Raw genomic sequence first — 23,364 nt, forward strand, 5'->3', positions numbered from 1 at the left:
GGCAATGTATGCCCTGATCCAGGCTGGCGCCGTGATCCGCGTTGCGGCCGGCATGGCGCCGCCGCAGTGGTATGCAGTCGGCCTGGCCGTGTCGGGCGCTTGCTGGAGCCTGTCATTCGCCCTGTTCCTGTTGGTGTACGCGCCTTACCTCTGGCGGCCGCGGATTGACGGGAAGGAAGGCTAGTCGAACGAGCGTCGTGCCAGGCCGGACGCCGACTCGGGACACTGATGCCGCCCATTTCGCCAGAACCTGCCGTATGCGGGTCTTGTTCGTGTGCCCGGCATGGGTGCTCACATTAAGGCGCAAGTCCCTGGCCAACCCGGCAAGGGCAGACGTGGCTAATTTCTAATTTCGCCTATTTCAGCTTTGAAGCGCTATCGGAGCGCACACTGATCGGGCAGCGGGTAAAGTACACTGTACGGCAAGCTTGAGCGAATGCCCGGCGCCCTGCACATGAATGGCCTTCCCAAAATCGATCATCAGTGCGATAACTACTGTCGCCACGTGCACAGCTGCGCCAGCTTCAGGCGACTACATGAGCCGCCGTTCGCGGAACCGTAGGTGCGGCGGTGCGGGAGGACGCCGGGGTAACTCCGCGTCCTGCCCGATTTACTGCAGTTCCGGCTTTCACTGCCATTTTTCGAAAGACGCATCATGCTCACGTCAAAAATCGACCCGCGCGAATTCCTCAGGCGCCTGCCGCTGTTCGCCGACTTCACGCCCGACGAACTGCAGGACATTGCCGCGGGAACGCAGGAGCTGCACGTACCCCGCGGTAAGACCATCTTCCACCGTGGCGACGCTTGCCGTGGTTTTCACATCGTCGTTTACGGACAGGTCAAGCTGGGCTTCCTGTCGGCACGGGGCGATGAAAAGATCATCGAGATCGTCGGGCCGGGTTCCAGTTTTGGAGAAGCCCTGATGTTCATGGAAAAGCCCTACATCGTTGGCGCCACGGCGCTGGCCGATACGATGCTGCTGCACATCGCCAAAGAGGCGGTATTCGAAACCCTGGAGCGCAACCCCGCCTTTGCGCGCCGCATGCTGGCCGGGATGAGCCGGCGCCTGCATGGGCTGATCAAGGATGTGGAGTCTTATTCGCTGCGCTCCGGCAGCCAGCGCATCGTCGGCTACCTGCTCAAGAACGAACCGGACGGCGACGGCGCGCAGGTCACGCTGGAAGTGAGCAAGAAATTGCTGGCCTCGCGCCTGAACCTGACGCCCGAGTATTTTTCGCGCGTGCTGCACGATCTGACCGAACAGGGAATGATCGCAGTCCAGGGCAGGCAGGTCACCATCCTCGACGTCGGACGCTTGCGCACCTACGAGGGCTGAAACCGCGCCTGTATGCGGCGGCACCGAAGCGCCGCGCTGCCGAGGTCCAGCGCCAGGCGCAAGCTGGCGATTGCCAGCAATGCCGCGGCTGGCCTGGCCAGCCACAGCGGCCAGTGGACGGCGGCCAGCAGCGCTGCCAGGGCGGCGGCATGCCACCAGAACTGCCGCCGCCCGCAAGCGTCGGGCAGGATGGCACGGATCGGCGGCACGTCGCCCTTCTTTGCATGCGGATCATGCTGCATGTGGTACCACAACAAGAAGGGAACGATTTTATACAGCATGCCGTTGACCGCACCCATCGCGAAGCCGCCGACAAACGTAATGCCAATAAATAGCGCCATGTTCTCGCCGGCGGGCATCAGGTACAGCACCGCACTGCCTGCCAGGCATCCCAGCGACAGGCGCCAGTACAGCGTAGTCGCATCAGCCTCCTTGCGCTTGCGCCTGGCGAGCAGCCACGCGCTCAGCGCGGCAAAGGCGGCCATGGCGGCAGCGGCCGGCATCCCTGCCATGGCTGCGAAATCCGGGGCGCCGATCCAGGCAGCGCTCCAGACAAGCAGCGCCCCGGCGAGGATCCAGGGCCCATAGCGAGTCACCGGAGGCGGATAGATTTGCGACGACTGGAACATGGGAATGACCTGGAATGCCACGCACACCACCAGCATGGCGACCCAGCCGACCAGTCCCCAGGCGGCATGCAGGTCTGCCAGCATTACTACGGGAAGGACCGTGTGCCCGCCAAAGTGAAAGGTCAGCGCAACGCCAAGCGCCACCGTCGCCACCAGGCCGCCAAGCGCAATGCGCATTCCCCGCACCATGGGAATGGCCGGCCGCGGCGCCGGTGCGGCCAGCGCCTTCGCGATCGGCATGGCAAAAAGGATAAAGGCGGCCGACAGCAGCAGCGCGGCAGGCAGGAACAGGCTGCTGGCGTTCAGGCCCAAGGCCGCCGATAGCAGCATTGCCCCCACCGCCAACCCGCCCCAGGCCCCTGCGGCGCTGGTGCGTGATGGCGCGAGCGGCGTGCCGGTGACAACCGGGATCAGCTGCAGCATCGAACCGGCCATGGCCATCGACAGGTAGCCCAGCGTGAGGAGGTGGGTGGCGCCAAGCGTGGCGCTGGACCAGCGCGAGGCGAACGCCGCTTCGCCGGCCCATAGCAGCACCAGGGCCGCCATCAGCGCAAACCAGGGTGCGGTCAGCAGGAAGCGCAATGGCACTCCCGGCGCCGGTGAAAGCGCATATGCAAGCGCCCGTTGCATCAGCTCTCCTGGATGACGACCTGGTACAAGCCGGGCTCCGGCTCGGTGCAGTGCCAGCTGTAGCCATTGCGCTCCAGCATGCGGAACAGCGGATGTGGCTCACGTTCGATCATCATGCGTATCTGCTGCCCGGTTTTCAGGCTTGCCAGCGCGTCGAGTACGCGCTCCATAGGCTCGGGCGGGAACAGGCCGCGCAGGTCAAGGAATACTTCAGGGAGGTCGGTTGACTGTGACATGGCGTTTTCAAAGGAAGAACAGGGGATTTTTCGTCATGGCCGTGGCGCCGATGTAGGCGAAGCAGCCGAGCGCGGCGATGAAGGCGCCTGCCCGCACCAGACGCGTCTTGCCATGCTTGAGGGCGACAGATCCAAGCAGGATATAGGCGACCAGGGCTACCACCTTTGCCCCAAGCCAGGGGCTGGACACTGGCGACTGGCCGCTCCACCACGCCAGCGCAATGGCCGTGGTCAGCAACAGCGAATCGACCAGGTGCGGCATGCTGCGCACCCACGCGCGCTGGAGCATCGACGAGGCGGCCAGCATCCACATTCCTCGTATCAGGAAGAAGGTGCCGCTGATGGCAGCCAGCGTCATGTGTGCATGTTTAAGCATGAGGTAGGACATATGTACGATCCATCGTCGTTGTGAAAGGCTGGCAACCGAGCTTGCCTTGGCCCGGTGGAAACGCGAGCAGGGTCGACAAGGGGACGCGGTCGAGCCGGTCGAGGAAGGCACTGGTCGCTTCAGTGAGCAGGCGTTTGAGCACGCAGCGGCCCGCCAGCACGCAGCTGCTATCCCGCTCGGAAAAGCATTCGACCATCTGGAAATCGGGTTCGGTCATACGGATGACTGTACCGAGCATGATCTGCTCGGGGGCGCGTGCCAACTGGATGCCGCCTGCACGGCCGCGCAGCGTACTTAATACGCCGAGCGTACCGAGGTGGTAGACAATCTTGCTCAAGTGGTTATGCGAGATACCGTGAACGGTGGCGATTTCGCGAATGGTGATCGTCTTGCCGGGGTAAGTCCCCAAATGCATGAGCACCCGCAGTGCGTAGTCGGTGTAGTCGGTCAGGCGCATGTCGATCTCCGGACCAGTCTTAGCTTACAACCTTGAAATCAAGGATGATTTCACCGGGGTCACGGGCCACGTAGACAAGCTCCAGACGCGGGCCGAAGTGCTGGGCCAGTTGCTGCAGCAGCGGCAGCGGATCGTGATCATTGTAGAAGCGCATGGTTTCGCCCGCGGTCAGCGCGCTGAGTGCGCCGAAGATGGCAGCATGCCGGAAGCGCCGGGCGACGCCGCGGGCGTCGAAGTAGTATACCCCGCCATCGGCGTTGGGGGAGGAGCAATCGTGGGACATGGTTGGTCTCCAAAGTGCGGTGAATAAATGCCGGCTGCGCCATCGGCACAGCCGGCAACAGTGCAGGACTTACTTGGCGCCTGCCAGCGAGCTAGCGGCGGCTTTGCGTTCAGCCCGGTTCTGGAACACGAGGCGCCACATGAACAGGATCAGGAACGCGACGCCGATCGAGAACACGATGTCACCCGGCACGCGCAGCCAGACCATGGTTTCCATGAAGGGCGAGTGAACCACTTCCGGCGAGCGGGCGAACCAGACACCGCGGGTGATGCTGGCCCATGCCTGGTAGATGCCTGCAGGCAGGAGCGACATGAACACCATCATGGACAGGCCGAGATTGAGCATCCAGAACATCGGACGCAGGGCGGCATCGGACCATGCCAGCCGGCTGGTCAGGCCGCGCAGGCAGAACAGCATCAGGCCGATACCCAGCATGCCATACACGCCGAACAGCGCCGCGTGGCCGTGGGCAGCAGTCATGTTCATGCCCTGCATGTAGTACAGCGCGATCGGAGTGTTGATCGCAAAGCCCAGCAGGCCGGCGCCGACGGTGTTCCAGAAACCAACCGCGATGAAGCAGAGGATCGCCCACTTGTAGTTCTGTACCCAAGGCGCCGCTTGCGAACGCTTGTAGTTGCGGTAGGCTTCGATGCCAATGATCGACAGCGGTACCACTTCCAGCGCCGAGAACATGGAACCGATCGCAATGACCGAAGTCGGCGTACCCGTGAAGTACAGATGGTGCAGCGTGCCCAGGATGCCGCCGAACAGGAACACGATCGTTTCCAGCACGATGGCGCTGTTGGCCGAAGCGGCGCGGATCAGACCGAGGCGGGTGAACAGCAGTGCGATGACGGCGGTAGCGAATACTTCGAAGAAGCCTTCCACCCACAGGTGGACTAGCCACCAGCGCCAGTATTCAACCATCGAATAGTGGGTGTGCTTGCCCCAGGTCAGTGAGGTGGCATAGAAGCCGCCGATGCACACCGCAGCCAGGAACACCATGGCGATCAGGCCGCGGCTTTCCGAAGGCTTCCTAAGCGCCGGCCACAGTCCGCGGCCGAGCAAGGTGGCCCAGAACAGCAGGCCGACGAACAGCAGGATCTGCCACACGCGGCCCATGCTGGTAAATTCCAGGCCCTGGTTGCCGATCCAGAATGCGAAGTCGGTGCCCTGCTTCTGCAGGGTGCCCAGCCAGCCGAATACGGTCGAACCGGCCACGATGAACAGCAGCGCGTAGAACAGCACATTCACGCCGAGCGCCTGGTATTTCGGCTCGTGGCCGGAAATGGCAGGGGCGATGTACAGGCCGGTGGCCAGCCAGGCGGTCGCAATCCACAGCACCGCGAACTGGGTATGGATGGTGCGACTGACGGTAAATGGCAAGATGTCGGCCAGCGGATATCCGAAGAAGCTCGTGCCTTCCACCGCATAGTGGGCGGTAATCACGCCCATGCCCACTTGCGCCAGGATCAGGGCCGCCACCACGAAGAAGTACTTGCGCGTGGCTTTCATCGACGCGGTCGGCTTGAGATCGAACAGGGGATCGTTCTTTGGCGGGACCGGATCTTCCTCTTCCTTGTGCGTCGAGTGGAAGAAGACCATGCCGGCGATCGCGCCAATCATCAGGATGACGCTGGCAATCGACCAGATGCCCGCGCCTGCGGTCGGCGTGTTGCCGACGAGCGGTTCGTGCGGCCAGTTGCTGGTATAGGACAGGCCGGTCTCATTCGGACGGTCGGCCGCGGCGGCCCACGAGGTCCAGAAGAAGAAACCTGTCAGCGACTTGCGGTCATTCGCGTCCGGCAGGGCGTTGGGCGTCATGGCGTACTGTTCGCGCAGCGCGTCGAGGGCGCTGGCGTTGCCGAACAGGTCGTCGAAATGGCGCGCGGTGCGGCGAACCGCTTCGGCGCGAATCGGCGAGAGCACCAGCGCGTCGGCCTTGGCGTCATAGGTATTGTTGCGCAGCTCGGTCTTCACCAAGGCGTCGATGCGCGCCTTGGAACCGGCGTCGAGCTCCGCGTAGGCGCTCTTGTGATCGCGCTCGGCGAACAGGTCTTGCAAGGCGAGTGCCTCGCGATGCAGCCAGTCGGCCGACCAGTCGGGGGCAAGGTAGCTGCCGTGGCCCCAGACGGTGCCGAGCTGCTGGCCGCCGGCTGAGAGCCAGGCCTGCTGGCCATGCTGAACATGGTCTTTGGAGAATAGTACCTCTCCGTTGGTGCTGCGTACCTGCATCGGGATCGGCGGCGCCTCCAGGTAGATTTCGCGGCCGACCCAGAGCAGGACGGCGAACGAAAGTACGCAGATGACAGCCAGCCATGTCCATAGTTTGCGCGTGGCGTGCATGACGGTTTCCTTATTGATGTTGTGAAGATAAAACAGGTGGAGCTGGAAGATCCATCTTGTTGGTTTGGTTATAAGCTGCAGAAAAAATGCATGTTTAAAATGATGCTGATCAGTTTTGGCCGGGTCCTTAGAGAATCGAACATACAAGGGATGCTGCCGGCAGCAGGAAGAGACCAGAACTGACCAGCACGGGGCGATGTTATCCGGCGGCGCAGCAAGCTGCACATGATGCAGATCAAGTTTTGCCGAATAGCCCAGTTATGCGCAAAAATATTTCGTGAGAGCGTGTTTGTTATTGCAGCGTGCCGGGCAGGCCGATAACATGAATCTGAGATACCTGTTAAAACTGCCGGCGAAGCCGGCCGACCGACCCTATGGAGAACACAATTGAGTGACACCACCCTGGCAACCGGCCAAGCCGGCGCGACCCCGCCTGCCGTCCACTTCGATGCCCAACTGATCGCCAAAATGAGCCAGCAGGGGCCCCGCTACACCTCCTACCCTACAGCCGACCGCTTTCGCGCTGGGTATGGCCACGCCGAGTATGCCGCGGTGGTGGCCGGCCTGGGCCAGCAAAAGGCGCGCCTGCCGCTCTCGCTCTATCTGCACATCCCATTTTGCGAATCGCTGTGCTACTACTGCGCATGCAACAAGATCATCACCAAAGAGCACGAGAAGGCCGCCATCTACCTCGGCTACCTGATGCGCGAGATCGACATGCAGGCCGCTCTTCTGGGAAGCGGGCAGCGCGTGGAACAGCTGCACCTTGGCGGCGGTACCCCCACCTACCTGTCCGATGCCCAGATGGCGCAGCTGATGGCGCACCTGCGCAGCCGCTTCACGTTTGCCGGCGACGACAGCGGCGAGTATTCGATCGAGATCGATCCGCGCACAGTGGACCCGGAGCGAATCCGCTCGCTGCGCCGCCAGGGATTCAACCGGGTCAGCCTCGGCGTACAGGATTTCGACCCCGAAGTGCAGAAAGCGGTCAACCGCATCCAGCCCGACGCGCTCACGCTCGACGCCATCACCGCCGCCAGGGACGCGGGCTTCCGCTCCATCAGCATCGACCTGATTTACGGCCTGCCCAAGCAAAGCCTCAAGACGATCGGCGAGACGCTGGCCAAGGTGGTGGCGGCCAGCCCGGACCGCATTTCGATCTACAACTACGCTCACATGCCGCAGCTGTTCAAGTCGCAGCGCCTGATCGTGGATGCGGACCTGCCGTCGGACCAGGACAAGCTGGCGATGCTGGGCCTGTGCATCGAGCGCCTGACCGCCGCCGGCTACGTGTACATCGGGATGGATCATTTCGCCAAGCCGGACGACGAACTGGCGGTCGCCCAGCGCAGCGGGCAGCTGCACCGCAACTTCCAGGGTTATTCGACGCATGCGGACACCGACATGGTGTCGTGCGGCGTATCGGCCATCAGCGCCGTGGGTGACTCGTACTGCCAGAACGAAAAATCGCTGGAGCGTTACTACGCTGGCCTGGACGCCGGCCACCTGCCGGTAGCGCGCGGCATCGAACTGACGCCCGACGACGTGATCCGGCGCGATGTGATCGGGCGCCTGATGTGCGACTTCAGCCTGAGTGTATGCTCGGTGGAGCGGTCGCACGGCATCGAGTTCGATGCCTATTTCGCCAGCGAACTGGCGCGCCTGCGCGAGTTCGAGCGCGATGGCCTGCTGGAGCTGTCGCCGTCGTCGCTGACAGTCACGCCGAAAGGCCGACTGCTGGTGCGCAACCTGTGCATGGTGTTCGATAAATACTTCGGCACACCGAGCGACATTCCCTTGCAGCGCATGCGCTACTCGAAAACCATCTGAGGCGCAGCACGCGCCATTGGGCTCCCGCAAGGGGCGGATGATGGCGCGGCGTCCAGGCGGCGCAGCCCTTCCTTAAAGCAGTTCAAGGATTTGCGCAGCCGGTGCCGCGCCTGCTTCCTGCGCGGGCAGGTCCGCTCTACAATTGTTTGGCCGAGTTTGCGGCCATTTTTTTGGAGATGTATATGAAAACCCTGGTATTTGTTTTACTCGTCGGCGCAAGCGCCGTCATGAGCGGGCAGGCCCGCGCCAGCGCCGAGCTGGCGACATCCAAGAACTGCATGGGCTGCCATGCGCTCGACAAGAAGGTGCTTGGCCCGGCGTTTCGCGACGTAGCGGCCAAGTACAAGGGGCAAAAGGATGCGGAGGCCAAAATGATCGCCAGCATCACCAAAGGCAGCACTGGCGTGTGGGGGCCGATGGCCATGCCGCCTAACGGCGTCAGCGCGACGGAAGCCCAGGTGCTCGCCAAGTGGGTGCTGGCGCGATAATCGGAAGTAAGCTGGCCCGGCTAGTGCCGGGCCACAGGCATGCTAGCCGCAGCTGCCGATGTAGTGGCACTCGCCGCAATGGCTACAGCCATCGATCTTGCGCAGCGCGTATGCACCGCATTCCGGACACTTGCGTCCCGCCCGCGGCTCCAGCGCCGGCGCCGCTGCCATCGTTGCCAGCGGCAGTTGCGGCAGCCAGTTGGCGCCCCAGTTCGGCCACCGGGACCTGGTTGCCATAGCGGTCGAGGAAACCGCGCCGTATCAGCACGCGCTGCAGCATGAAGGCGATCGCCGCCACTTCGGAGTCATGAAATACGGGGACTTCGGTGCCATCGTCGCGGGTCAGGCTGCCGCAGCGCACCGGTCCCTTCTCCCACACCACTTCGCGCATGTCCGCCAGCGCTTTCGCCACCGAACTGCCAGCGCGCGCGGCCAACGACAGCAGGCGCATCGTGGAGGTGATCCACTGCTGGCCGTCGCTGCGCTGGTTGGCGGGCATGAAAAACTCGAACGGCCGCTCGATGACAACGGGCTGACCGGCCAGGCGCCCCTCGGCGCGAATGAAGCTCACTGTCAGGTACGCAGCCTTGGTGCCTTCCTGCGTGGTGTAGCGGATCTTGCAGGTGACCGATTCGAGTTCCCCTGACGGGCGGCTGTCGAAACGCTTGCGCAGCGGGTCTTCGTCGGGCAATGCCGGTGGCTGCGCCGGGGCGGCGACGCTCAGGACGCTGTCCAGGCCCGGGCTGGGACGGTAGGTCGCCAGGCCCTTCAGGCCTGCGCGCCAGGCGTTGCGGTACAGGTCCTTGAAGTCTTGGTAGGGATAATCGGCCGGCACGTTGACCGTCTTGGAAATGGCCGTGTCGATGAATGGCTGCACCGCCTGCATCATGCCCAGGTGGTCGCGCGCGGCCATCTGCAGGGCCGTGACGAACTGGGGAGGAAGCCTTGCGTCCTCGCTCACATCGTGCCCGAGGTGGCGGTACAGGCGCCACGCATGGTCGGCCACTTCGTAGCTGCGTGTGCTGCCATCGGCCATGCGCTTCTTGCGCTGGTACACCCACGAGAACGCGGGTTCGATGCCATTCGAGGCATTGTCGGCGAAGGCGAGCGTGATGCTCCCGGTTGGCGCGATCGACAGCAGGTGGGAATTGCGGATGCCATGTTTGGCGATCTGCGCGCGCAGGCTCACCGGCAAGCGCGACACGAACTGGCCGCCAAGGTAGGCTTGCGCGTCGAACAGGGGGAAAGGCCCCTTCTCGCGCGCCAGGGCGATCGAGGCGGCATAGGCCGCGTCGCGCAGCTCCTCGGCGATGCGCGCCGCCATTGCCCGTCCGGCGTCGCTGTTGTAGGCGATGCCAAGCATCACAAGCGCGCTGCCCAGCCCCAGGAAGCCGAGTCCCACGCGGCGCTTGCTGCGTCCTTCTTCGGCCTGCTGCGGCAGCGGCCATTCGGTCGCGTCGAGCGCCAGGTCGAGCATGCGCACGCCGATGGCAGCGACCTCGCGCATGCGGGCGAAGTCCATCGCCGCCTCGGGGGTGAATGGCCGCTCGACGAAGCGGGTCAGGTCGAGCGAACCGAGATCGCAGCATCCATACGGCGGCAAGGGTTGCTCGCCGCACGGGTTGGTAGCGCACAGGCGCTCGGCGTAATACAGGTTGTTCTCGGCATTGATGCGGTCGATGAACAGCACTCCCGGTTCGGCGTGGTCGTAGGTGGAGGTCATCACGGCATGCCACAACGCCGCAGCGTCGAGCCTGCGGTACACCCAAAGGCCGTCCGGCCTTTGGAAGGCGCCGGCAGCGATCTGGTCGTCGGCCGGTTCGGCCGCGTGTACCAGCTCAAACGCCTGGCCTGCCTCGAGCGTCTGCATGAATGCGTCGGTGACGGCGATCGACAGGTTGAAGTTGGTGAAGGCGCCGTTATGCTTGGCGGCGATGAAGCGTTCGATATCGGGGTGGTCGATACGCAGCACGCCCATCTGCGCGCCGCGGCGGGCCCCAGCCGATTCGACCGTCTTGCATGAGGCGTCGAACACTTCCATGTACGACACCGGTCCCGAGGCCCGCGAGTGGGTGCCTTTCACCTTGCTGCCGCATGGCCGGATGGCGCTGAAATCGTAGCCGACCCCGCCGCCGCGGCGCATGGTTTCGGCGGCTTCAGCCACCGCCGTGTAGATGCCGGGCAGGCCGTCATGCGAGCCCGTTACCGAGTCGCCGACCGGCTGCACGAAGCAGTTCATCAAGGTAGCCTTCATGCCCATGCCGACCGCGGAATTGATGCGTCCGGCGGGAATGAATCCGTGCAGCTGGGCCCACAGGAAGTTTTCTTCCATGGTGTCGCGCAGCTCTGCGCTTTCATGCTGGGCAAGCGAGCGGGCCACGCGGGCCTGGACCGCGCCGACTGTATTTTCGCTGCCTTTCGCGTATTTTTCGCACAACACATCGACCGTGACCTCCTGCGCAGGGAGAGACCGGTTAAGTATTTTTTCGTTCGCGTTCATTCTTGTCCTGGGTCAGGTAATACTGGTCGCCACTATGGCGCCAGAGCACCTCACTATCCGCCAAGCGCAGCGCGAATTCCTTGAAGCAGGCTAAGAATTTTCCAGCGCCTCCGGCACTGGTCATTGCACGGCGATCGTGCCGCTCATGCCCGCCTCGTAATGCCCGGGAAGCAGGCAGGCAAACTCGAATTTTCCCGGCTGGTCGAACTTCCAGACGATCTGCTCACTCCTGCCCGGTGCCACGTGCGCCATGTTGGGCGCGCCGTGGGTCATTCCCGGATCGCGCCGCATTGCCTCGCGGTGCCGCGCAATTTCCTCCGGCGTTCCCAGCACGATCTCGTGCAGCACCTGGCCATCATTACGCGCGACGATTCGCAGCGTCTGACCGCGCGTGACCAGCAGTTCGCCGGGCGAAAAGCGCATCGAATCGGCCATGCCGATGGCCACCGTGCGCGCGACGAGCGACGCATCGCCCGCCCGCCCGGCGCCAGTGACAGTTGCGCCGTGGGCGATGGCGCTCATCCCGGTTTCCGGGTGGGCGAGCGCTGGCAGTGGCGTGGACAAGACGGCAGCGCAAACAGCGGCGGCGAAGTAGCGTGTCATTGCGTATCCTTTCGGGAGGGAAGATAGCGGCGGCGCGAACGCCCAGTTTAAAAGCATTATTGAGCACACATGTGAACAAGCCTTGCCGGTACGCTGGCGCAGCTCATGCTGCCACCAGGTTCGTGCCGGCCTGGCCATGCCAGGCCCAGTTCATTTCAGAGGGCGGGCTCGAGGTCGAGGCACCCGACCAGCGGTACGGCCGCGACGACAGGCTGCTGCAAGCGGCGCACGCCCTGGACAAAGCGCTCGAGGGTATCGGACACGGTACCGCGAGGGATCATCACTTCGATCAGCTCAAAGCGGCCGCGCCGGCCAAGGGCGGCGTCGAGAGCGACGCCCAGTTCGGCCCGCGTCGAGACGCGGCAGCCGCGTCCGCCGAGCGAGGGCGCCATATCGGCAAAGTGCCAGTCGCTCAGGTCGGTGAAGCCGGCGTCCGGCTCGAACGCGCGCAGCATCTCCCAGCTGCAATTATTGAACACGATGACGATCGGATCCCAGCCGTAGCGCTGGCAATTGCCCAGTTCCCAACCGGTCATCTGGAAGGCGCCGTCGCCGACCAGGATGACCGGGCGGCCTGCGCCGGCCGCCTGCAGGCCCAAACCGGCAGGTACCCCGTAGCCCATGGTGGCGTAGTAGCCTGGCGCGACCAGGTCCGTATGGGCGATATCGAGCGCCGTAAACAGGCAGTCGCCAATGTCGGCCGCCAGCGGCAACCCCGGGTGGCTCGCCAGTACGTCATTGAGTGCCCGCGCGATGTCACGCGGTGCAATCGACGCGGCGTCGCGCTCCAAGCCAAGGGGATAGACGGCGGGCCGCAGGTCTTGCGCAGCATTGCCAAGGGCATGGCCTTGTTCCAGCAATGCGTCGACCAGCGCTTCCAGCGTTACATCCGGGTACACCCGGTAATCCATCGTGACGGCGCCGTCGCAGGCCTGGATACTGCCGTGCAGGTCGATCTTTTTGGCTGATACACCGAAGTTGGTATCGGAGACGATCACGCCCAGCATCAGCAATGCGTCAGACTGCTCGACCGCCGCCGTCAGCGGGGCCGGGCCAGCAAGTCCAAGGTAGGTGCCGAGCAAGGGGGCATCGGTATCGGCCAGCAGGCCACGTCCCATGAAGGTAGTGGCCACCGGGATGTTAAGCAACCGGGCCAGACGTGCCACCTTGTGCTCGATGCCGAAACGGCGGATTTCCACGCCCACCAGAAGGAGCGGCGAGCGTGCCTGCGACAACCGCGCCAGCACCGCAGCGGCGCAGGCGGCCACGGTGCGCGCCTCGGGGCGCGGAGCAGAAAGGCGTGGTACCTGCGCGCACGGCGCATGGACCAGATCGCGCGGCAGTTCGACATATACCGGCCGCGACCGGGACAGGCAATTGGCCAGCACCCGGGCCAGGTCCTGGGGGGCGCGCGCCGGATCGTCGAGCACCACCTGGTCGCAGGTGATCTCGCGGAAAATGGCCAGTTGCGAGTCGAGCGTCTTGGCCTGGTGGTGCAGCAGATAGCCGCTGGTTCGCTCGGCGGCTCCCGGTGCGCCCGCGATGACGACCAGCGGTACCTTCTCCGCATACGACGAGGCGACCGCATTGACCATGTTGAGCGCGCCGGCGCCATAAGTGACAGCGGCGACGCCGAGCCGGGCATGGTAGCGCGCTGCCGCATCGGCGGCAAAGCCGACGGCGGGCTCATGGCTGAGGGTATACATCGGCAGGATGCCGGTGGTTTCAACCTGCCGGAAGAATGCCAGTATGAAGTCGCCGGGTATGCCGAAAATCTCGCGCGCGCCGTGATCGTGGAGGGCGTGCAGTAGTGCCTGTGACAGGTTCATGGAAGGGACTCGGTTGAAGAGTTGGGGAGGCAAATCTTGTTCATCCGCAATGTATCCCGGGCGGTCCGGAGCCCGCCTTGAACTGCATTAAGGAATCCGCGTCCAGCCGGCGCCAGTGGCTTGCCGCCACGCTTTATGGTCGGCATCGCCGTCGCGGGCTTACGCCACCCGCGTGCTTCCTTCATATGTTCCATACGCGCGCATGGCACTCAAAAGATCATTGCTGGCATGGGCCAGCACCCGCGCGATTCTTGGATAGACAATTCCTTCCTCCTTTTCGCTGTGCTGGTGCATCATCAGCAAGAAGGCATCGGCGTGGTTGAAGAAGGCGACCCTGTCCTGTGCGCGCACGGCGTCGGTAAGGCGTTGCACGACGGCGCGAATGCGCAGATGTTCGGCGCGCATGGAAAGCGTCGGTCCGGCGGCATGTCCAAGGGCGTTCTCATAAGCGGGGTAGAGGATCCGCTCTTCAATGAGCAAGTGGCGTTCCAGTGCATGCTGGAAGGCCGCCATCTCGCGCGTAGCCTGTGGCCAGCGGCCGGCGCACGCTGATTCGTTGGTTGCGCGGAACAGGGCGTCGCAATGAACGTGATCTTGCTCCAAATAACTGGCCAGGGTTTCCATAGTGTCTCCGATTCAGATTGCCGACGCATCGATTGTCGGCCCCTGCGGCCGTTCAGTCCTTAACTCAAGTTATGGATTTCATGCCGCATGCGATATCGATCAATGCTGTGTCAGCGTGCCTGTTTGTGCTGCCATTCGTTGAGTTTTTCCGGCGTGACCGTTCCTGAGTACGCAGTGCGTCGCCCGTCAGCATCGTACCAATAGCTGCGCGGCTTCTCTCCGCGCCAGCGCGGGTCCAGCGCAAAGCGCAGGCGCTCTGGAGAGTCGCTACCGAAGCTCCAGTACTCGTCGGCAAGTGACAAGGACGCCAGACGCTTGCGCATTTGCGCTCCCAGGGCGCGGTCGCCGATGGGATCGGTGGACACGGTGACGATGTCGAGTCCAGGGTGGCTCGCGCGCGCCTTCGCCATGTTATTCAAACTCGCCTGGCAAAATTCGCAGTCCATCGACCAGACCAGCAGCAGGAAAGGCTTGCCTTTGTGACTTGCCACGATCCGGTCAAGACTCTGTGCGTCAAATGCCTTCGCGGCCTGCGCCGATGCCAGGGACGGAACAATAAAGCGAACAGAACAGCTGCAAGTAGTTTCAGCCAGGTCATGATTGCCCCTCAATGCGACGCACGACGATCGCTTCGTTTTCTGTATGCCACACCAGCCGGATAATATCGTGGCCGCGCCGTACCAGGTGCGGGTGGTCGGAATTGCCGCTGGTGGAAGCCAGGACACGTTCATGCCATGTGGCGCCGCCATCGGTGGAATGGCGCGACAACACCCGTGTCGCCTGGCCGTCAAAATCCTTCCAGGCCGCAGCGATCGTGCTTCCCGCAGCAAGTACCTCGCCATGCCCGGCCTGGGCTGAGCCGAGCCTGACCGGGCTGCCAGGCGTGCCGCCAGGGGCGGCGGCATAAAACACGCCGCCGTCGTCGCCGGCGCTGAACCACACCTGATGGCGGCGGCCGGTGGCATCAAAGTCCAATGAAGGTCCGTGGTGCGGACAGGCGTCAATGCGCCAATCGTCGAAGCTGGCCCGCTTCAGCGCGCCGGGCTTCCCGCCCGCGTGCAGCACGGCCAGCGCATGATCGCGCACGTTCGGGTCGAAAATATGACGCCACATGGCGACTACCTCGCCCTCTTCGTTCAGGGACAGGGCGATGCGGCAGCATTCGCAGCAGTGGTCCGCCAGCTTCGCCTCCACCGCGAAACTCCTGCCGTCATCGCTTGACACGGCATAGTAGATGGCGGCGCCGCGGTAGGCCAGACCGGTCGCTCGTGCCCTGTCGCCGTCACGCTTGTCGATCCAGGCGACGAAAATCCGCCCGTTGCGATCGACGATCAGGCTGTCAAAACGATGGCCTGTCACCGTCCGGTCGCGCTGCACGGTGATCGGGTCGGACCAGTCCGTGCCAGCCGCGCCAGCGCGCACGAAGCGGATATCGCCCGTGTGGGGCTTTGCCGACGGTCGCGTGAACGTCACATACACCTGGCCGGCTGGGCCGAATGCGAGCTTGGGACGCCCTTCGCCATTGGCTTCGACCGGCTCCGGCGTACGCAGCACGCGCTGGGCAGGGGACCATGAGCGGCCATCGTCGGCAGTCCAGGCCAGGGTGATATTGGATACGGCGCCAGCATTGCCGGGTGCCGGCGCATGTTCGACGCAGGCAACCCAGAGCCGCCCTTGTGCATCGAAGGCAGCCGACGTGGCGAGCGGACGCTGGCTGCGCCCTTGCCGCTTCGGTGCGGATCGTGACGTTGCTGCGGCGCTGCTGGCGTGGGCCCATGCCGGTAGTGCCATTGCGGTGGCTGCGGCCACCAGGGCGGCCAGCGCATCTCGACGCGGTTGACGCATTCGATCTCTCCTTAGAAGCTGGCGCGTACGCCTGTCGACAGCGTACGCGGCGGCGACAAGGTCTGGTTATAGGCCTGGCTGGCCGCATAGGCGTTTTCACTGTAGCGCCGGTCAGCCAGATTGGTGGCGCGGAAGAACAGCGCGACGGCCTTCGACCAGCGGTATTCCGTGCTCAGGTCCCACACACTGTAGCCGCCCTGCCTGACGCGCACGCCAGCGACGCTGGTCGTATCGAGCGACATCGGGCCTGTGTAGCGGCCCTGCAGGCGTGTGCGCCATGCCTCGGTGGGTGACCAGGTGGCGCCGAGCGTGGCGATATTTTCAGGTACCCCCACCAGCTGTTCATGCAGCGGATCTGTTACTACGCTGCCTCGGCGGGTGAGGTAGGTCCGGGTGCGCGTGACAAATCCGTCGACAGTGAGCTGTCTGGAGCGGCGCCAGCTCGCGACCGCTTCAATGCCGTGCGCGCGTCCATCCTGATCGTTGGTGTAATAGCGCGCCGCTCCCCCGCAAGTCGGCAGTTTCGAGCCACCGCAGATGAGTTGCACGTACTCTGGCGCGGCGCCGGAGCGCGCGGTGAAGGTGGCGATCATGTCGGCGATGTCATAGTGGAAGTAGGTCGCGCCCAGCGAGAAGCCGCCGCGCCGGTAGTCGCCGCCTGATTCCCATCCGCGCAGGTTCTCAGTGGTGAGGTTCGGATTGGCGATTGTGGTGCTGGTGCCGGTTCCGAAGGTCCGGGTGAGGTTGTTGAAACCTGGTGCGCGGAATGCCTTGTATGCTGCGGCGCGCAGGGACAGGGAATCGCCAAGCGAATAACGCACCGCCACGCTCGGGTCGAGCGCTGTCTTGTCCCAGGCCGGCAGCGGGCCACCGGTTTGTACGCCGGAAGCGAGGGTGCGGCGATTGTCGCGATCGTCAATGGCATAGCGGTCGACGCGGGCGCTGATGGTCATGTCCAGCGCGTCCAGCGGCGCCAGCTTGATTTGGCCGAACACGCCGTGAAAGGTCTGGACGCCATGTCCGGTCGTCGCGTTATCGAAGCGGCCCTGTGGCGCCGCCGGGGAAACGGGCGTGTTGTAAAACAGTTCAGTGTCCTCGGCCGAGAGGCGACGGAAGTCGACGCCGGCAGTGGCCGCATAGATGAGGGGACTGATTCTCGTCGAGTACAGTAGCGAACTGCCGCTTTCGCGATAGCGCAGCCGGCCCTGTTGCGAATAGAATTGAATGACGTCGCGAGTTGCCGCCTGCGGCGTGAGCGCGGCACTTGTACTGGTCAGGCAAACGGTGCCGCCCTGGTAATAGCAGGTATTGCCGTTGAGCTTATCGAACGCGACATACTGCGACCACGCGTTGGCCTCGACGTTTGTGCGGTTCGGAAGCTTTTTCTCGACATGGACAGCAATGTCCGGGCTCCTCTGCAGGTTTTCGCCATAGCGGTAACTGATCTGTTGATCCTGGACATGGTAACCAAGGCGCACATAGCCGCGCAAGGTGTCGTCCGGCTGGACATGGAGCGTCAGCGAGACGTTCCGATTGTCCGCCGTGGTCGCCTGGCGCTCCGGGAAGCGATACCGGTAGGCGTCGGGCGTCCCTTGGTAGCCCTCCATGTGATGCACATCGGCGGCAAGGTTCATGCGTACGGTGTCCGACAATGCAAGGTCGCGGCTGGCTGCCACGCTCCATGTGCCGGCTGTGCCGGCACTTGCCTGCACCTCGCCCGCATTGGCGCGTGGCCGCTTCGTCACGATGTTGACGACACCCGCGACGGCCATGTTGCCCCACAGGCTGGAATTCCCGCCACGCAATATTTCAACGCGCTCGACGTTCGATAGCGGCACCTTGAACCACTGGGTGGTCAGGTAGAAGGGATCGTGCATCGGCATCCCGTCGAGCAACATCAGCACCTTGGCGTTCCCCAGGCCGCGCATCCTGGTTTGATGTCCTGTGGGATCGGACAACGCTGCTGGAACTGCGCTGAAGTTCATGCCGGGTACGTCGCGCAGCAACTGGTCAAGCGTCTGCACCGCCGAGGTGCGAATCTGTTCCTGCGAGATGATTGTGGTGTGAAGCGGCATTTGTTCGACCCGCGTCTGGCTGCGGCTGGCACTGACGTACACCATTGCCATTTCGCTGTCAGGCGATTGCCGGGCGACGGACCACGGAGTCCAGGCGCCGAGTATCAGCGATGCAAGCGCCAGGCGCATCGGCAACCTCGTCTTGCGCGTTGTCAGGTTTGGGCGGTCAATATTTTTCTTCATAGTGTTTGAGCTAGATCATTATGGGTTGCGCTGATGTTCCCGGAATGAACGGGAAATTTCATTGACCTGAATCAAAAGTTAAACAGCACCCAGTCGCCTGGCCTGCCGTTTGTGCCCGTGCTGTTTGACGCTGCGGCCAAGCCCATGGCCGCAGCCGTGCCGTTATCGGCGATGTCGGGCCGGGACGAGGAAGGGTGAAGGAAATTTATTGCTTTCTTGATCGACATCAAGTCCTGGGGCTGACTTGTGCGGTGCGTGGCGCTACATTTGATCCAAATTTAGTCAGATCAGTCTGAGCGTAGCGATGCCCCCGTCGGCAGCCGCCGTTCGTTCTATTTTGGAGAGTAATGTGACCTACCTGAATGGCGACCAGATCAAGGCTTTGGAAGCGATTCTACAAAATCGCCGGTCGAAGCTGCTTCAGGAGATGCGCGCATACCTGTATCGGGAGGGCGACCATGGACAACGGCGCCTGGCCGAGGCAAGTGGTGCGGGTGATGGTGCCGCCGCAACGATACTCGCTGAGATGGATATCGGCTTCCTGCAACATGAAACTGCGGAGTTGCGGGCCATCGACGCCGCGCTTGCCCGCATGGCCACGGCCAGTTACGGAACCTGCGCCAGCTGTGGCAACGACATTTCCCTTGCCCGCATGCGTGCCCAACCGACCGCCCATATGTGTCTCGCGTGCCAGCAACATGTCGAACGGCATCGGACCTGTGATTCTGCCCGGGCAGGAAGTAAAATGGAGTAATGCAAGTTTTCTGCAGGAATTTTGAATGAGCGATCTCGTCATCGAAGGACAAAGCCTCGAATGGTTACTCGCGTCGGCAATCGACGCGATGCTCATCGTCGATCGTGAGGGGCGCATCATCCTGGCAAATCCTGCGCTCGAATCGATGTTTGGCCATGCCGGCGGAGCCTTGACCGGGCAGGTGCTGGAAACCCTCCTGCCGGAGCGATTCCGCCGCGTCCACAGCGGCCAACGCAGCGATTTCTTTGGCCATCCGTATTCGCGCGCGATGGGCGCGGGCGTCGAACTGCTTGCCCAGCATGCCAGCGGCAAGGAATTTCCCGTCGAGGTGAGCCTCTCGCCGCTTCAGACCGCGCAGGGGCGCCCGCTGGTCATGGCAACAATCCATGACATTACCGATAGAAAGCTCGCTGAGCGGGCGCTGCAGGAGAGCGAGGCACGCATGCGTGCCATTTTCGAGACCGCGGTCGATGCCATCATCACGATTGACGAGCGCGGCATCCTGGAGCGGCTCAATCCCGCGGCGCAACGATTGTTCGGCTATGCCGAGGCAGAAGTGGCCGGTCAGAACGTCTCGATGCTGATGCCGCCACCGCACCGCCAGCGCCATGACGGCTACATGCAGCACTATCTGCGCACCGGCGAAAAGAGAATCATCGGCAAGGGGCGCGAGGTGGAAGGCCTGCGCAAGGACGGCGCCATATTCCCGATGGAATTGACGGTGGTGGAGATGCAGCTGGCGCCCGCCACATGTTTACCGGCATGGGCGCCGATATTTCAGAGAGCAGAAGGCGGACGGAACGCAACCGCCTTCATGCGCAGGAAGTTACATTGCGGCCAAATGAAGAGGCTGACGAATTCGCATTACGTCGTCTCGCGACGGACCTCAAGGCGCCCCGCGTGGGATCGGCTCCCTGGCCGACGGATCTCGACCGCAATTACGCCGATAGATTCGACGACGCAGGCGCGAGCACATGCGCTTGCTGCACACTGGTGTTGCACCGCAGGAGTGGACTCAATCACGGCTATGCTCCAATACTTCACGCGTCGGCCGTAAATCAGGAGCCCAACCCTATGCGGTGAACGTTTAGTGAGCTGGCGTGGACAATGTGGCACGTTGCTGCGCCGCCTGCCGCACAGCGGTCGACGGCATCGACGGACCGATGCCTGTCGTCCTGGCCGAAACCGACCCGTGTTGCAGCAGTTTTCCAGAACCTTGGTTTCAAATGCAATCAAGTACATGGATAAAACCCGCATGGCGATTCGTGCGGGTTGCCTGTGTGCGACGCGTGGCGAGTTCCTGGCGATTCTCCGTATCGAGTAAACCCCTGGCATCGAAAGCCGCCATTCGACCGCGATTTTCCAGCCTGTTCCAGACGCTGGCGCCCGCGACCGGGTAGAAAAGTACCGGGTTTCGACTTTGGCGCCTTGGGGTCAAGAAAATGTTGAGATGTACACGGTAAAGTCTGGGTAAGAGTCGGTCGTGGGCGAGGGGGCGTCCTTCTCGGTTTACCGTGCCAAAAACAGGTGTGCGCTCGACGCGGTCGGACAGGGAGAGGCAATGAAGGTTAAAACAGGCCAATCCTGGTCTCGAGGACGACGCCGTCGATGTCATGACGATCCGGCGTGCGTTCGGCGAAATTAATGTCGCCAATCCGGTCGTCAACATGGAACATGGCGAGGCCGCGCTTGCATATTTGAATGATCCTGAGTGCGAACAGCCATGCATCATTTTGCTCGACTTGAACATGCCCGTCATGAATGGAATCGAGTTCCTGGACGCGATCAAGCGTCACGAGCATCTGCGGCGCGTTCCGGTGATCGTGCTCACGACCTCGGCCGAGGAGCCGGACAAGGTGAGCAGCTTTAACCTGGGGGTCGCTGGGTATATGGTCAAGCCTGTGGACTATCGCAAGTTCGTCGAGATGATGCGCTCGATCGACAGTTACTGGACCATCAGCGAGCTCCCATGAACGCGATTGGCAGGACCGTTCCATCCTCCGCATCGACCCATGCCGACGGCGTGGACCTGCCGATGCGCGTGTTGATTGTCGAAGACGACATGGTCGACCGGATAGCCTGCAGGCGCATGTTCGAACGCGATTTCAAGGGCAAATACCTCCTGCTGGAAGCCGAGACCGGGGAGGAGGGCCTGCACCTTGCACAGACGGAGAGCCTTGACTGCATATTGCTCGACTATCAGCTGCCCGATCTGACTGGCCTGGAATTCATCGAGCGGCTGCTGGGTGGGGCAGGGGCGGCGATTCCGGTCATGATGCTGACCGGCGCCGACAGCGCCACCGTCGCGGCCGAAGCTATCCGGCGCGGCGCGCGCGATTACCTGGTCAAGGATGTTGACCGGCATTATCTCGAGCTGCTTCCCGGTGCGATCCGCCGCATGCTCCGCGAGCGGCGCCTGGTCAACGAGAAGCGCCAGATTGAAGCCAGGTTCCGCACCCTGGTCGAGCAGGTACCGGCCATTACCTACGCGGCGTCGACTGGGGAAGCGCCGGCCCTGCGTTACATCAGCCCGCAAATCCAGTTGCTTGGCTTCTCCCCGGGCGAGTGGCTGGCATCGCCCGCCCTGCACGCGCAGCAGATACACGCAGATGACCGTGCCGGCGCGGTGCAGGCAATCGAGGCCAGCCGTCGTGGCGGCACCGACCTGCGCCATGAGTACCGGATGCGCTCGCGTGACGGCAGGATATTTTGGTTTCGCGACGAGGCAAGGGCCATCGCCGATGCGGGGCCCGAGCCGCTGATCCAGGGCATGCTGATCGATATCACCGACCACAAACTGGCCGAGGAAGCGCTGCGCCAGACGCGTGACGAGCTGCGCCGCCTGGCGGCGCACCAGGAGACGATCAAGGAAGATGAGCGCATCCGTATCGCGCGCGAGGTTCACGACGAACTCGGCGGATTCTTATCGGGCATCCACTCCTATATTTCCGTCGCCATGGAACGTGCTCGCGCGAGTGGTGCGGCGCCTGATCCCCTGCTGGCCGATGCTGCCTGTCTGGCCAAAGATGCAATCGGGACTGTACGCAAGGTGATCACCGACCTGCGGCCCAGCGTGCTCGACCAGCTGGGTGTTTGGGCGGCATTGGAATGGTACGCCGATCAGATCGAGCGTCGCTCAGGCCTTGCCTGCAGTTGCGAAATCGATGCCTCGGTCGCCGGCGAGGAACTCGATGCCGCGCGCAGTACGATGGTGTTCCGGATCGTCCAGGAAGCATTGACCAATGTGGTGCGTCATGCGGATGCATCGCTGGCTGCCGTTCGGGTGGAACGCCAGGGTGCCGACCTGCACGTCACGGTGCGCGATGACGGCAAGGGGATCGACCCGTCCCGGCTGCTCAACCGCGAATCGTGGGGTGTTTTGGGGATGACAGAGCGGGCGCGCCATTTTGGTGGCGAGCTGCGCATTTCCGGCGTCCCGGGGCAGGGCACCGTCCTGTTCTTGCAGCTTCCTTTGGAGGACAACCGTGTCGGCTAATCAAATCAGGGTTCTGCTGGTCGATGACCACGCGATTGCGCGCAATGGAGTCAGGCTGATGCTTGGCGAGGCGGAGCAGATCAGCGTCGAAGGCGAAGCCACCTGCGTCCCGGAGGCGCTGGAGCTGGTCCGCCAGCGCGACTTCGACGTCGCGCTGGTCGACGTCACCATGCCGGGGAAGAACGGACTGGATTTGCTCAAGATCTTGCGCGCCGAGAAGCCGAAGCTGGCGGTCCTGATCTTGAGTACCTACTCCGAAGAAATCTACGCCGTGCGCGCGTTCAAGCTCGGTGCCGCTGGCTATTTGACCAAGGACGTACCAGCCGGCGTCCTGGTCGCCGCTGTGCGCAAGGCTGCCGCCGGGGGCAAGTATGTCACTCCCTCGCTGATGGAAAAACTCGCGACCCTGGTCGGAGGCGCGGGCGCGGCCAGCCACGATGAACTGTCGAACCGGGAACTGGAGGTCATGAAAGCGATTGCCGCCGGGGACAGCCTGGTCAAGATTGCCGAAACGCTCAGCCTGAGTCCAAACACCGTCACAACCTATCGCACCCGTATCCTCGAGAAGATGGGCGCGTCCAGCAATGCTGATTTGACACGCTATGCCCTGGAGCACGGCCTGATTTGAACCGGGATCCTGCAAGGTGCCGGGCCGCCGGGGTAAGGCCAGAATGGTCCATTTTGTAGGGGAATCTTGACGGCGTCTGCTGGGTTTCCCGTACAGCAAGTCGCCGGGATAACCGATACTGAATAATTTCCCGTTCCACGATAATGGCTGCACTCACCCGCCTGTGACGGCGCGGTGAGCCTCGCAGACCTTTCATTGGACCCG

Annotated in this window: 21 protein-coding genes and 2 pseudogenes; 9 read left to right on the top strand and 14 right to left on the bottom strand. The window is 63.1% G+C overall.

Annotation, left to right across the window (positions count from 1 at the left end):
• Both D3872_RS22970 and D3872_RS22975 read left to right on the top strand, forming a co-directional pair.
• A partial coding sequence (locus tag D3872_RS22970; protein ID WP_147373972.1) for an NnrS family protein occupies positions 1-184 on the top strand: 184 nt, incomplete at its 5' end.
• A 471-nt stretch (positions 185-655) separates the two neighbouring features.
• A complete protein-coding gene (locus D3872_RS22975) occupies positions 656-1,336 on the top strand; it encodes a Crp/Fnr family transcriptional regulator (protein WP_119812947.1) in 681 nt (226 codons plus the stop codon).
• Here D3872_RS22975 and D3872_RS22980 read toward each other — a convergent pair.
• The 6 genes from D3872_RS22980 to D3872_RS23005 form a co-directional block, all read right to left on the bottom strand.
• Positions 1,324-2,595 (bottom strand): hypothetical protein, encoded by a 1,272-nt coding sequence (locus tag D3872_RS22980; RefSeq protein WP_147373973.1) that lies wholly within the window; start codon positions 2,593-2,595, stop codon positions 1,324-1,326. The two genes, D3872_RS22975 and D3872_RS22980, sit on opposite strands and share 13 nt — an antisense overlap.
• Positions 2,595-2,831 carry a DUF2249 domain-containing protein gene (locus tag D3872_RS22985; RefSeq protein ID WP_119812949.1) on the bottom strand — a complete coding sequence of 79 codons (237 nt, stop codon included), beginning with the start codon at positions 2,829-2,831 and terminating at the stop codon, positions 2,595-2,597. Before D3872_RS22985 ends, D3872_RS22980 begins: the two co-directional genes overlap by 1 nt.
• Positions 2,832-2,838: 7 nt before the next feature.
• Positions 2,839-3,219 (bottom strand): SirB2 family protein, encoded by a 381-nt coding sequence (locus D3872_RS22990; protein WP_119812950.1) that lies wholly within the window; start codon positions 3,217-3,219, stop codon positions 2,839-2,841.
• Positions 3,200-3,676: an RrF2 family transcriptional regulator gene (locus D3872_RS22995; RefSeq protein ID WP_119812951.1), complete on the bottom strand. Its 477-nt coding sequence runs from the start codon at positions 3,674-3,676 to the stop codon at positions 3,200-3,202. Before D3872_RS22995 ends, D3872_RS22990 begins: the two co-directional genes overlap by 20 nt.
• Before the next feature lie 19 nt (positions 3,677-3,695).
• The gene (locus D3872_RS23000; protein WP_119812952.1) at positions 3,696-3,959 is read right to left on the bottom strand and encodes a DUF2249 domain-containing protein; all 264 of its coding nucleotides are present in this window, start codon (positions 3,957-3,959) and stop codon (positions 3,696-3,698) included.
• Positions 3,960-4,028: 69 nt separating this feature from the next.
• Positions 4,029-6,305 (bottom strand): nitric-oxide reductase large subunit, encoded by a 2,277-nt coding sequence (locus D3872_RS23005; RefSeq protein WP_119812953.1) that lies wholly within the window; start codon positions 6,303-6,305, stop codon positions 4,029-4,031.
• A 387-nt stretch (positions 6,306-6,692) separates the two neighbouring features.
• On the opposite strand from D3872_RS23005, the gene hemN reads away from it, so the two are divergent.
• Both hemN and D3872_RS23015 read left to right on the top strand, forming a co-directional pair.
• Complete coding sequence (hemN, locus tag D3872_RS23010; protein WP_229459491.1) at positions 6,693-8,135, top strand: oxygen-independent coproporphyrinogen III oxidase; 1,443 nt, start codon at positions 6,693-6,695, stop codon at positions 8,133-8,135.
• A 182-nt stretch (positions 8,136-8,317) separates the two neighbouring features.
• The gene (locus tag D3872_RS23015; RefSeq protein ID WP_119812954.1) at positions 8,318-8,623 is read left to right on the top strand and encodes a c-type cytochrome; all 306 of its coding nucleotides are present in this window, start codon (positions 8,318-8,320) and stop codon (positions 8,621-8,623) included.
• Between the two features lie 42 nt (positions 8,624-8,665).
• Here D3872_RS23015 and D3872_RS23020 read toward each other — a convergent pair.
• The 8 genes and pseudogenes from D3872_RS23020 to D3872_RS25885 form a co-directional block, all read right to left on the bottom strand.
• Positions 8,666-11,123, bottom strand: a pseudogene (locus D3872_RS23020) (adenosylcobalamin-dependent ribonucleoside-diphosphate reductase).
• 120 nt (positions 11,124-11,243) lie between these two features.
• Positions 11,244-11,726, bottom strand: coding sequence for a cupredoxin domain-containing protein (locus D3872_RS23025; RefSeq protein ID WP_119812955.1), 483 nt, complete (start codon positions 11,724-11,726; stop codon positions 11,244-11,246).
• A gap of 155 nt (positions 11,727-11,881) precedes the next feature.
• The gene (ipdC, locus tag D3872_RS23030; protein ID WP_119812956.1) at positions 11,882-13,555 is read right to left on the bottom strand and encodes an indolepyruvate/phenylpyruvate decarboxylase; all 1,674 of its coding nucleotides are present in this window, start codon (positions 13,553-13,555) and stop codon (positions 11,882-11,884) included.
• Positions 13,556-13,714: 159 nt separating this feature from the next.
• Complete coding sequence (locus D3872_RS23035; protein ID WP_119812957.1) at positions 13,715-14,179, bottom strand: hemerythrin domain-containing protein; 465 nt, start codon at positions 14,177-14,179, stop codon at positions 13,715-13,717.
• A gap of 110 nt (positions 14,180-14,289) precedes the next feature.
• Positions 14,290-14,790 carry a TlpA family protein disulfide reductase gene (locus D3872_RS23040; RefSeq protein ID WP_147373974.1) on the bottom strand — a complete coding sequence of 167 codons (501 nt, stop codon included), beginning with the start codon at positions 14,788-14,790 and terminating at the stop codon, positions 14,290-14,292.
• Positions 14,774-16,024, bottom strand: a complete 1,251-nt coding sequence (locus D3872_RS23045; protein ID WP_147373975.1) for a sialidase family protein — start codon at positions 16,022-16,024, stop codon at positions 14,774-14,776. Before D3872_RS23045 ends, D3872_RS23040 begins: the two co-directional genes overlap by 17 nt.
• Before the next feature lie 11 nt (positions 16,025-16,035).
• On the bottom strand, positions 16,036-18,282 hold the full coding sequence (locus D3872_RS23050) for a TonB-dependent receptor (protein WP_119812960.1): 2,247 nt from the start codon (positions 18,280-18,282) through the stop codon (positions 16,036-16,038).
• 71 nt (positions 18,283-18,353) lie between these two features.
• Positions 18,354-18,509, bottom strand: a complete 156-nt coding sequence (locus tag D3872_RS25885; protein ID WP_182915904.1) for a hypothetical protein — start codon at positions 18,507-18,509, stop codon at positions 18,354-18,356.
• 122 nt (positions 18,510-18,631) lie between these two features.
• Here D3872_RS25885 and D3872_RS23055 point away from each other — a divergent pair, with 122 nt between their 5' ends.
• From D3872_RS23055 to D3872_RS23075, 5 genes and pseudogenes are all read left to right on the top strand, one after another.
• Positions 18,632-19,036: a TraR/DksA family transcriptional regulator gene (locus D3872_RS23055; protein ID WP_182915905.1), complete on the top strand. Its 405-nt coding sequence runs from the start codon at positions 18,632-18,634 to the stop codon at positions 19,034-19,036.
• Between the two features lie 25 nt (positions 19,037-19,061).
• Complete coding sequence (locus tag D3872_RS23060; RefSeq protein WP_119812962.1) at positions 19,062-20,093, top strand: PAS domain-containing protein; 1,032 nt, start codon at positions 19,062-19,064, stop codon at positions 20,091-20,093.
• Positions 20,094-20,640: 547 nt separating this feature from the next.
• Positions 20,641-21,009 (top strand): annotated as a pseudogene (locus D3872_RS23065) (response regulator); the annotation flags it as partial.
• Positions 21,006-22,532 carry a hybrid sensor histidine kinase/response regulator gene (locus D3872_RS23070; protein ID WP_229459492.1) on the top strand — a complete coding sequence of 509 codons (1,527 nt, stop codon included), beginning with the start codon at positions 21,006-21,008 and terminating at the stop codon, positions 22,530-22,532. The pseudogene D3872_RS23065 and the gene D3872_RS23070, both read left to right, overlap by 4 nt.
• Complete coding sequence (locus D3872_RS23075; RefSeq protein ID WP_119812964.1) at positions 22,522-23,160, top strand: response regulator; 639 nt, start codon at positions 22,522-22,524, stop codon at positions 23,158-23,160. Before D3872_RS23070 ends, D3872_RS23075 begins: the two co-directional genes overlap by 11 nt.
• Positions 23,161-23,364: the final 204 nt, after the last annotated feature.

This window comes from Massilia cavernae (genome assembly GCF_003590855.1).
Classification (GTDB): Bacteria; Pseudomonadota; Gammaproteobacteria; order Burkholderiales; family Burkholderiaceae_D; genus Telluria_A; species Telluria_A cavernae.

Excerpts from the sequence above, each read along its gene's own strand:
- D3872_RS22975 (WP_119812947.1), top strand. The coding sequence starts at position 656 with ATGCTCACGTCAAAAATCGACCCGCGCGAATTCCTCAGGCGCCTGCCG.
- D3872_RS22980 (WP_147373973.1), bottom strand. The coding sequence starts at position 2,595 with ATGCAACGGGCGCTTGCATATGCGCTTTCACCGGCGCCGGGAGTGCCA.
- D3872_RS22985 (WP_119812949.1), bottom strand. The coding sequence starts at position 2,831 with ATGTCACAGTCAACCGACCTCCCTGAAGTATTCCTTGACCTGCGCGGC.
- D3872_RS22990 (WP_119812950.1), bottom strand. The coding sequence starts at position 3,219 with ATGTCCTACCTCATGCTTAAACATGCACACATGACGCTGGCTGCCATC.
- D3872_RS22995 (WP_119812951.1), bottom strand. The coding sequence starts at position 3,676 with ATGCGCCTGACCGACTACACCGACTACGCACTGCGGGTGCTCATGCAT.
- D3872_RS23000 (WP_119812952.1), bottom strand. The coding sequence starts at position 3,959 with ATGTCCCACGATTGCTCCTCCCCCAACGCCGATGGCGGGGTATACTAC.
- D3872_RS23005 (WP_119812953.1), bottom strand. The coding sequence starts at position 6,305 with ATGCACGCCACGCGCAAACTATGGACATGGCTGGCTGTCATCTGCGTA.
- D3872_RS23015 (WP_119812954.1), top strand. The coding sequence starts at position 8,318 with ATGAAAACCCTGGTATTTGTTTTACTCGTCGGCGCAAGCGCCGTCATG.
- D3872_RS23025 (WP_119812955.1), bottom strand. The coding sequence starts at position 11,726 with ATGACACGCTACTTCGCCGCCGCTGTTTGCGCTGCCGTCTTGTCCACG.
- ipdC (WP_119812956.1), bottom strand. The coding sequence starts at position 13,555 with ATGAACCTGTCACAGGCACTACTGCACGCCCTCCACGATCACGGCGCG.
- D3872_RS23035 (WP_119812957.1), bottom strand. The coding sequence starts at position 14,179 with ATGGAAACCCTGGCCAGTTATTTGGAGCAAGATCACGTTCATTGCGAC.
- D3872_RS23045 (WP_147373975.1), bottom strand. The coding sequence starts at position 16,024 with ATGCGTCAACCGCGTCGAGATGCGCTGGCCGCCCTGGTGGCCGCAGCC.
- D3872_RS23050 (WP_119812960.1), bottom strand. The coding sequence starts at position 18,282 with ATGAAGAAAAATATTGACCGCCCAAACCTGACAACGCGCAAGACGAGG.
- D3872_RS25885 (WP_182915904.1), bottom strand. The coding sequence starts at position 18,509 with ATGTCGATCAAGAAAGCAATAAATTTCCTTCACCCTTCCTCGTCCCGG.
- D3872_RS23060 (WP_119812962.1), top strand. The coding sequence starts at position 19,062 with ATGAGCGATCTCGTCATCGAAGGACAAAGCCTCGAATGGTTACTCGCG.
- D3872_RS23070 (WP_229459492.1), top strand. The coding sequence starts at position 21,006 with ATGAACGCGATTGGCAGGACCGTTCCATCCTCCGCATCGACCCATGCC.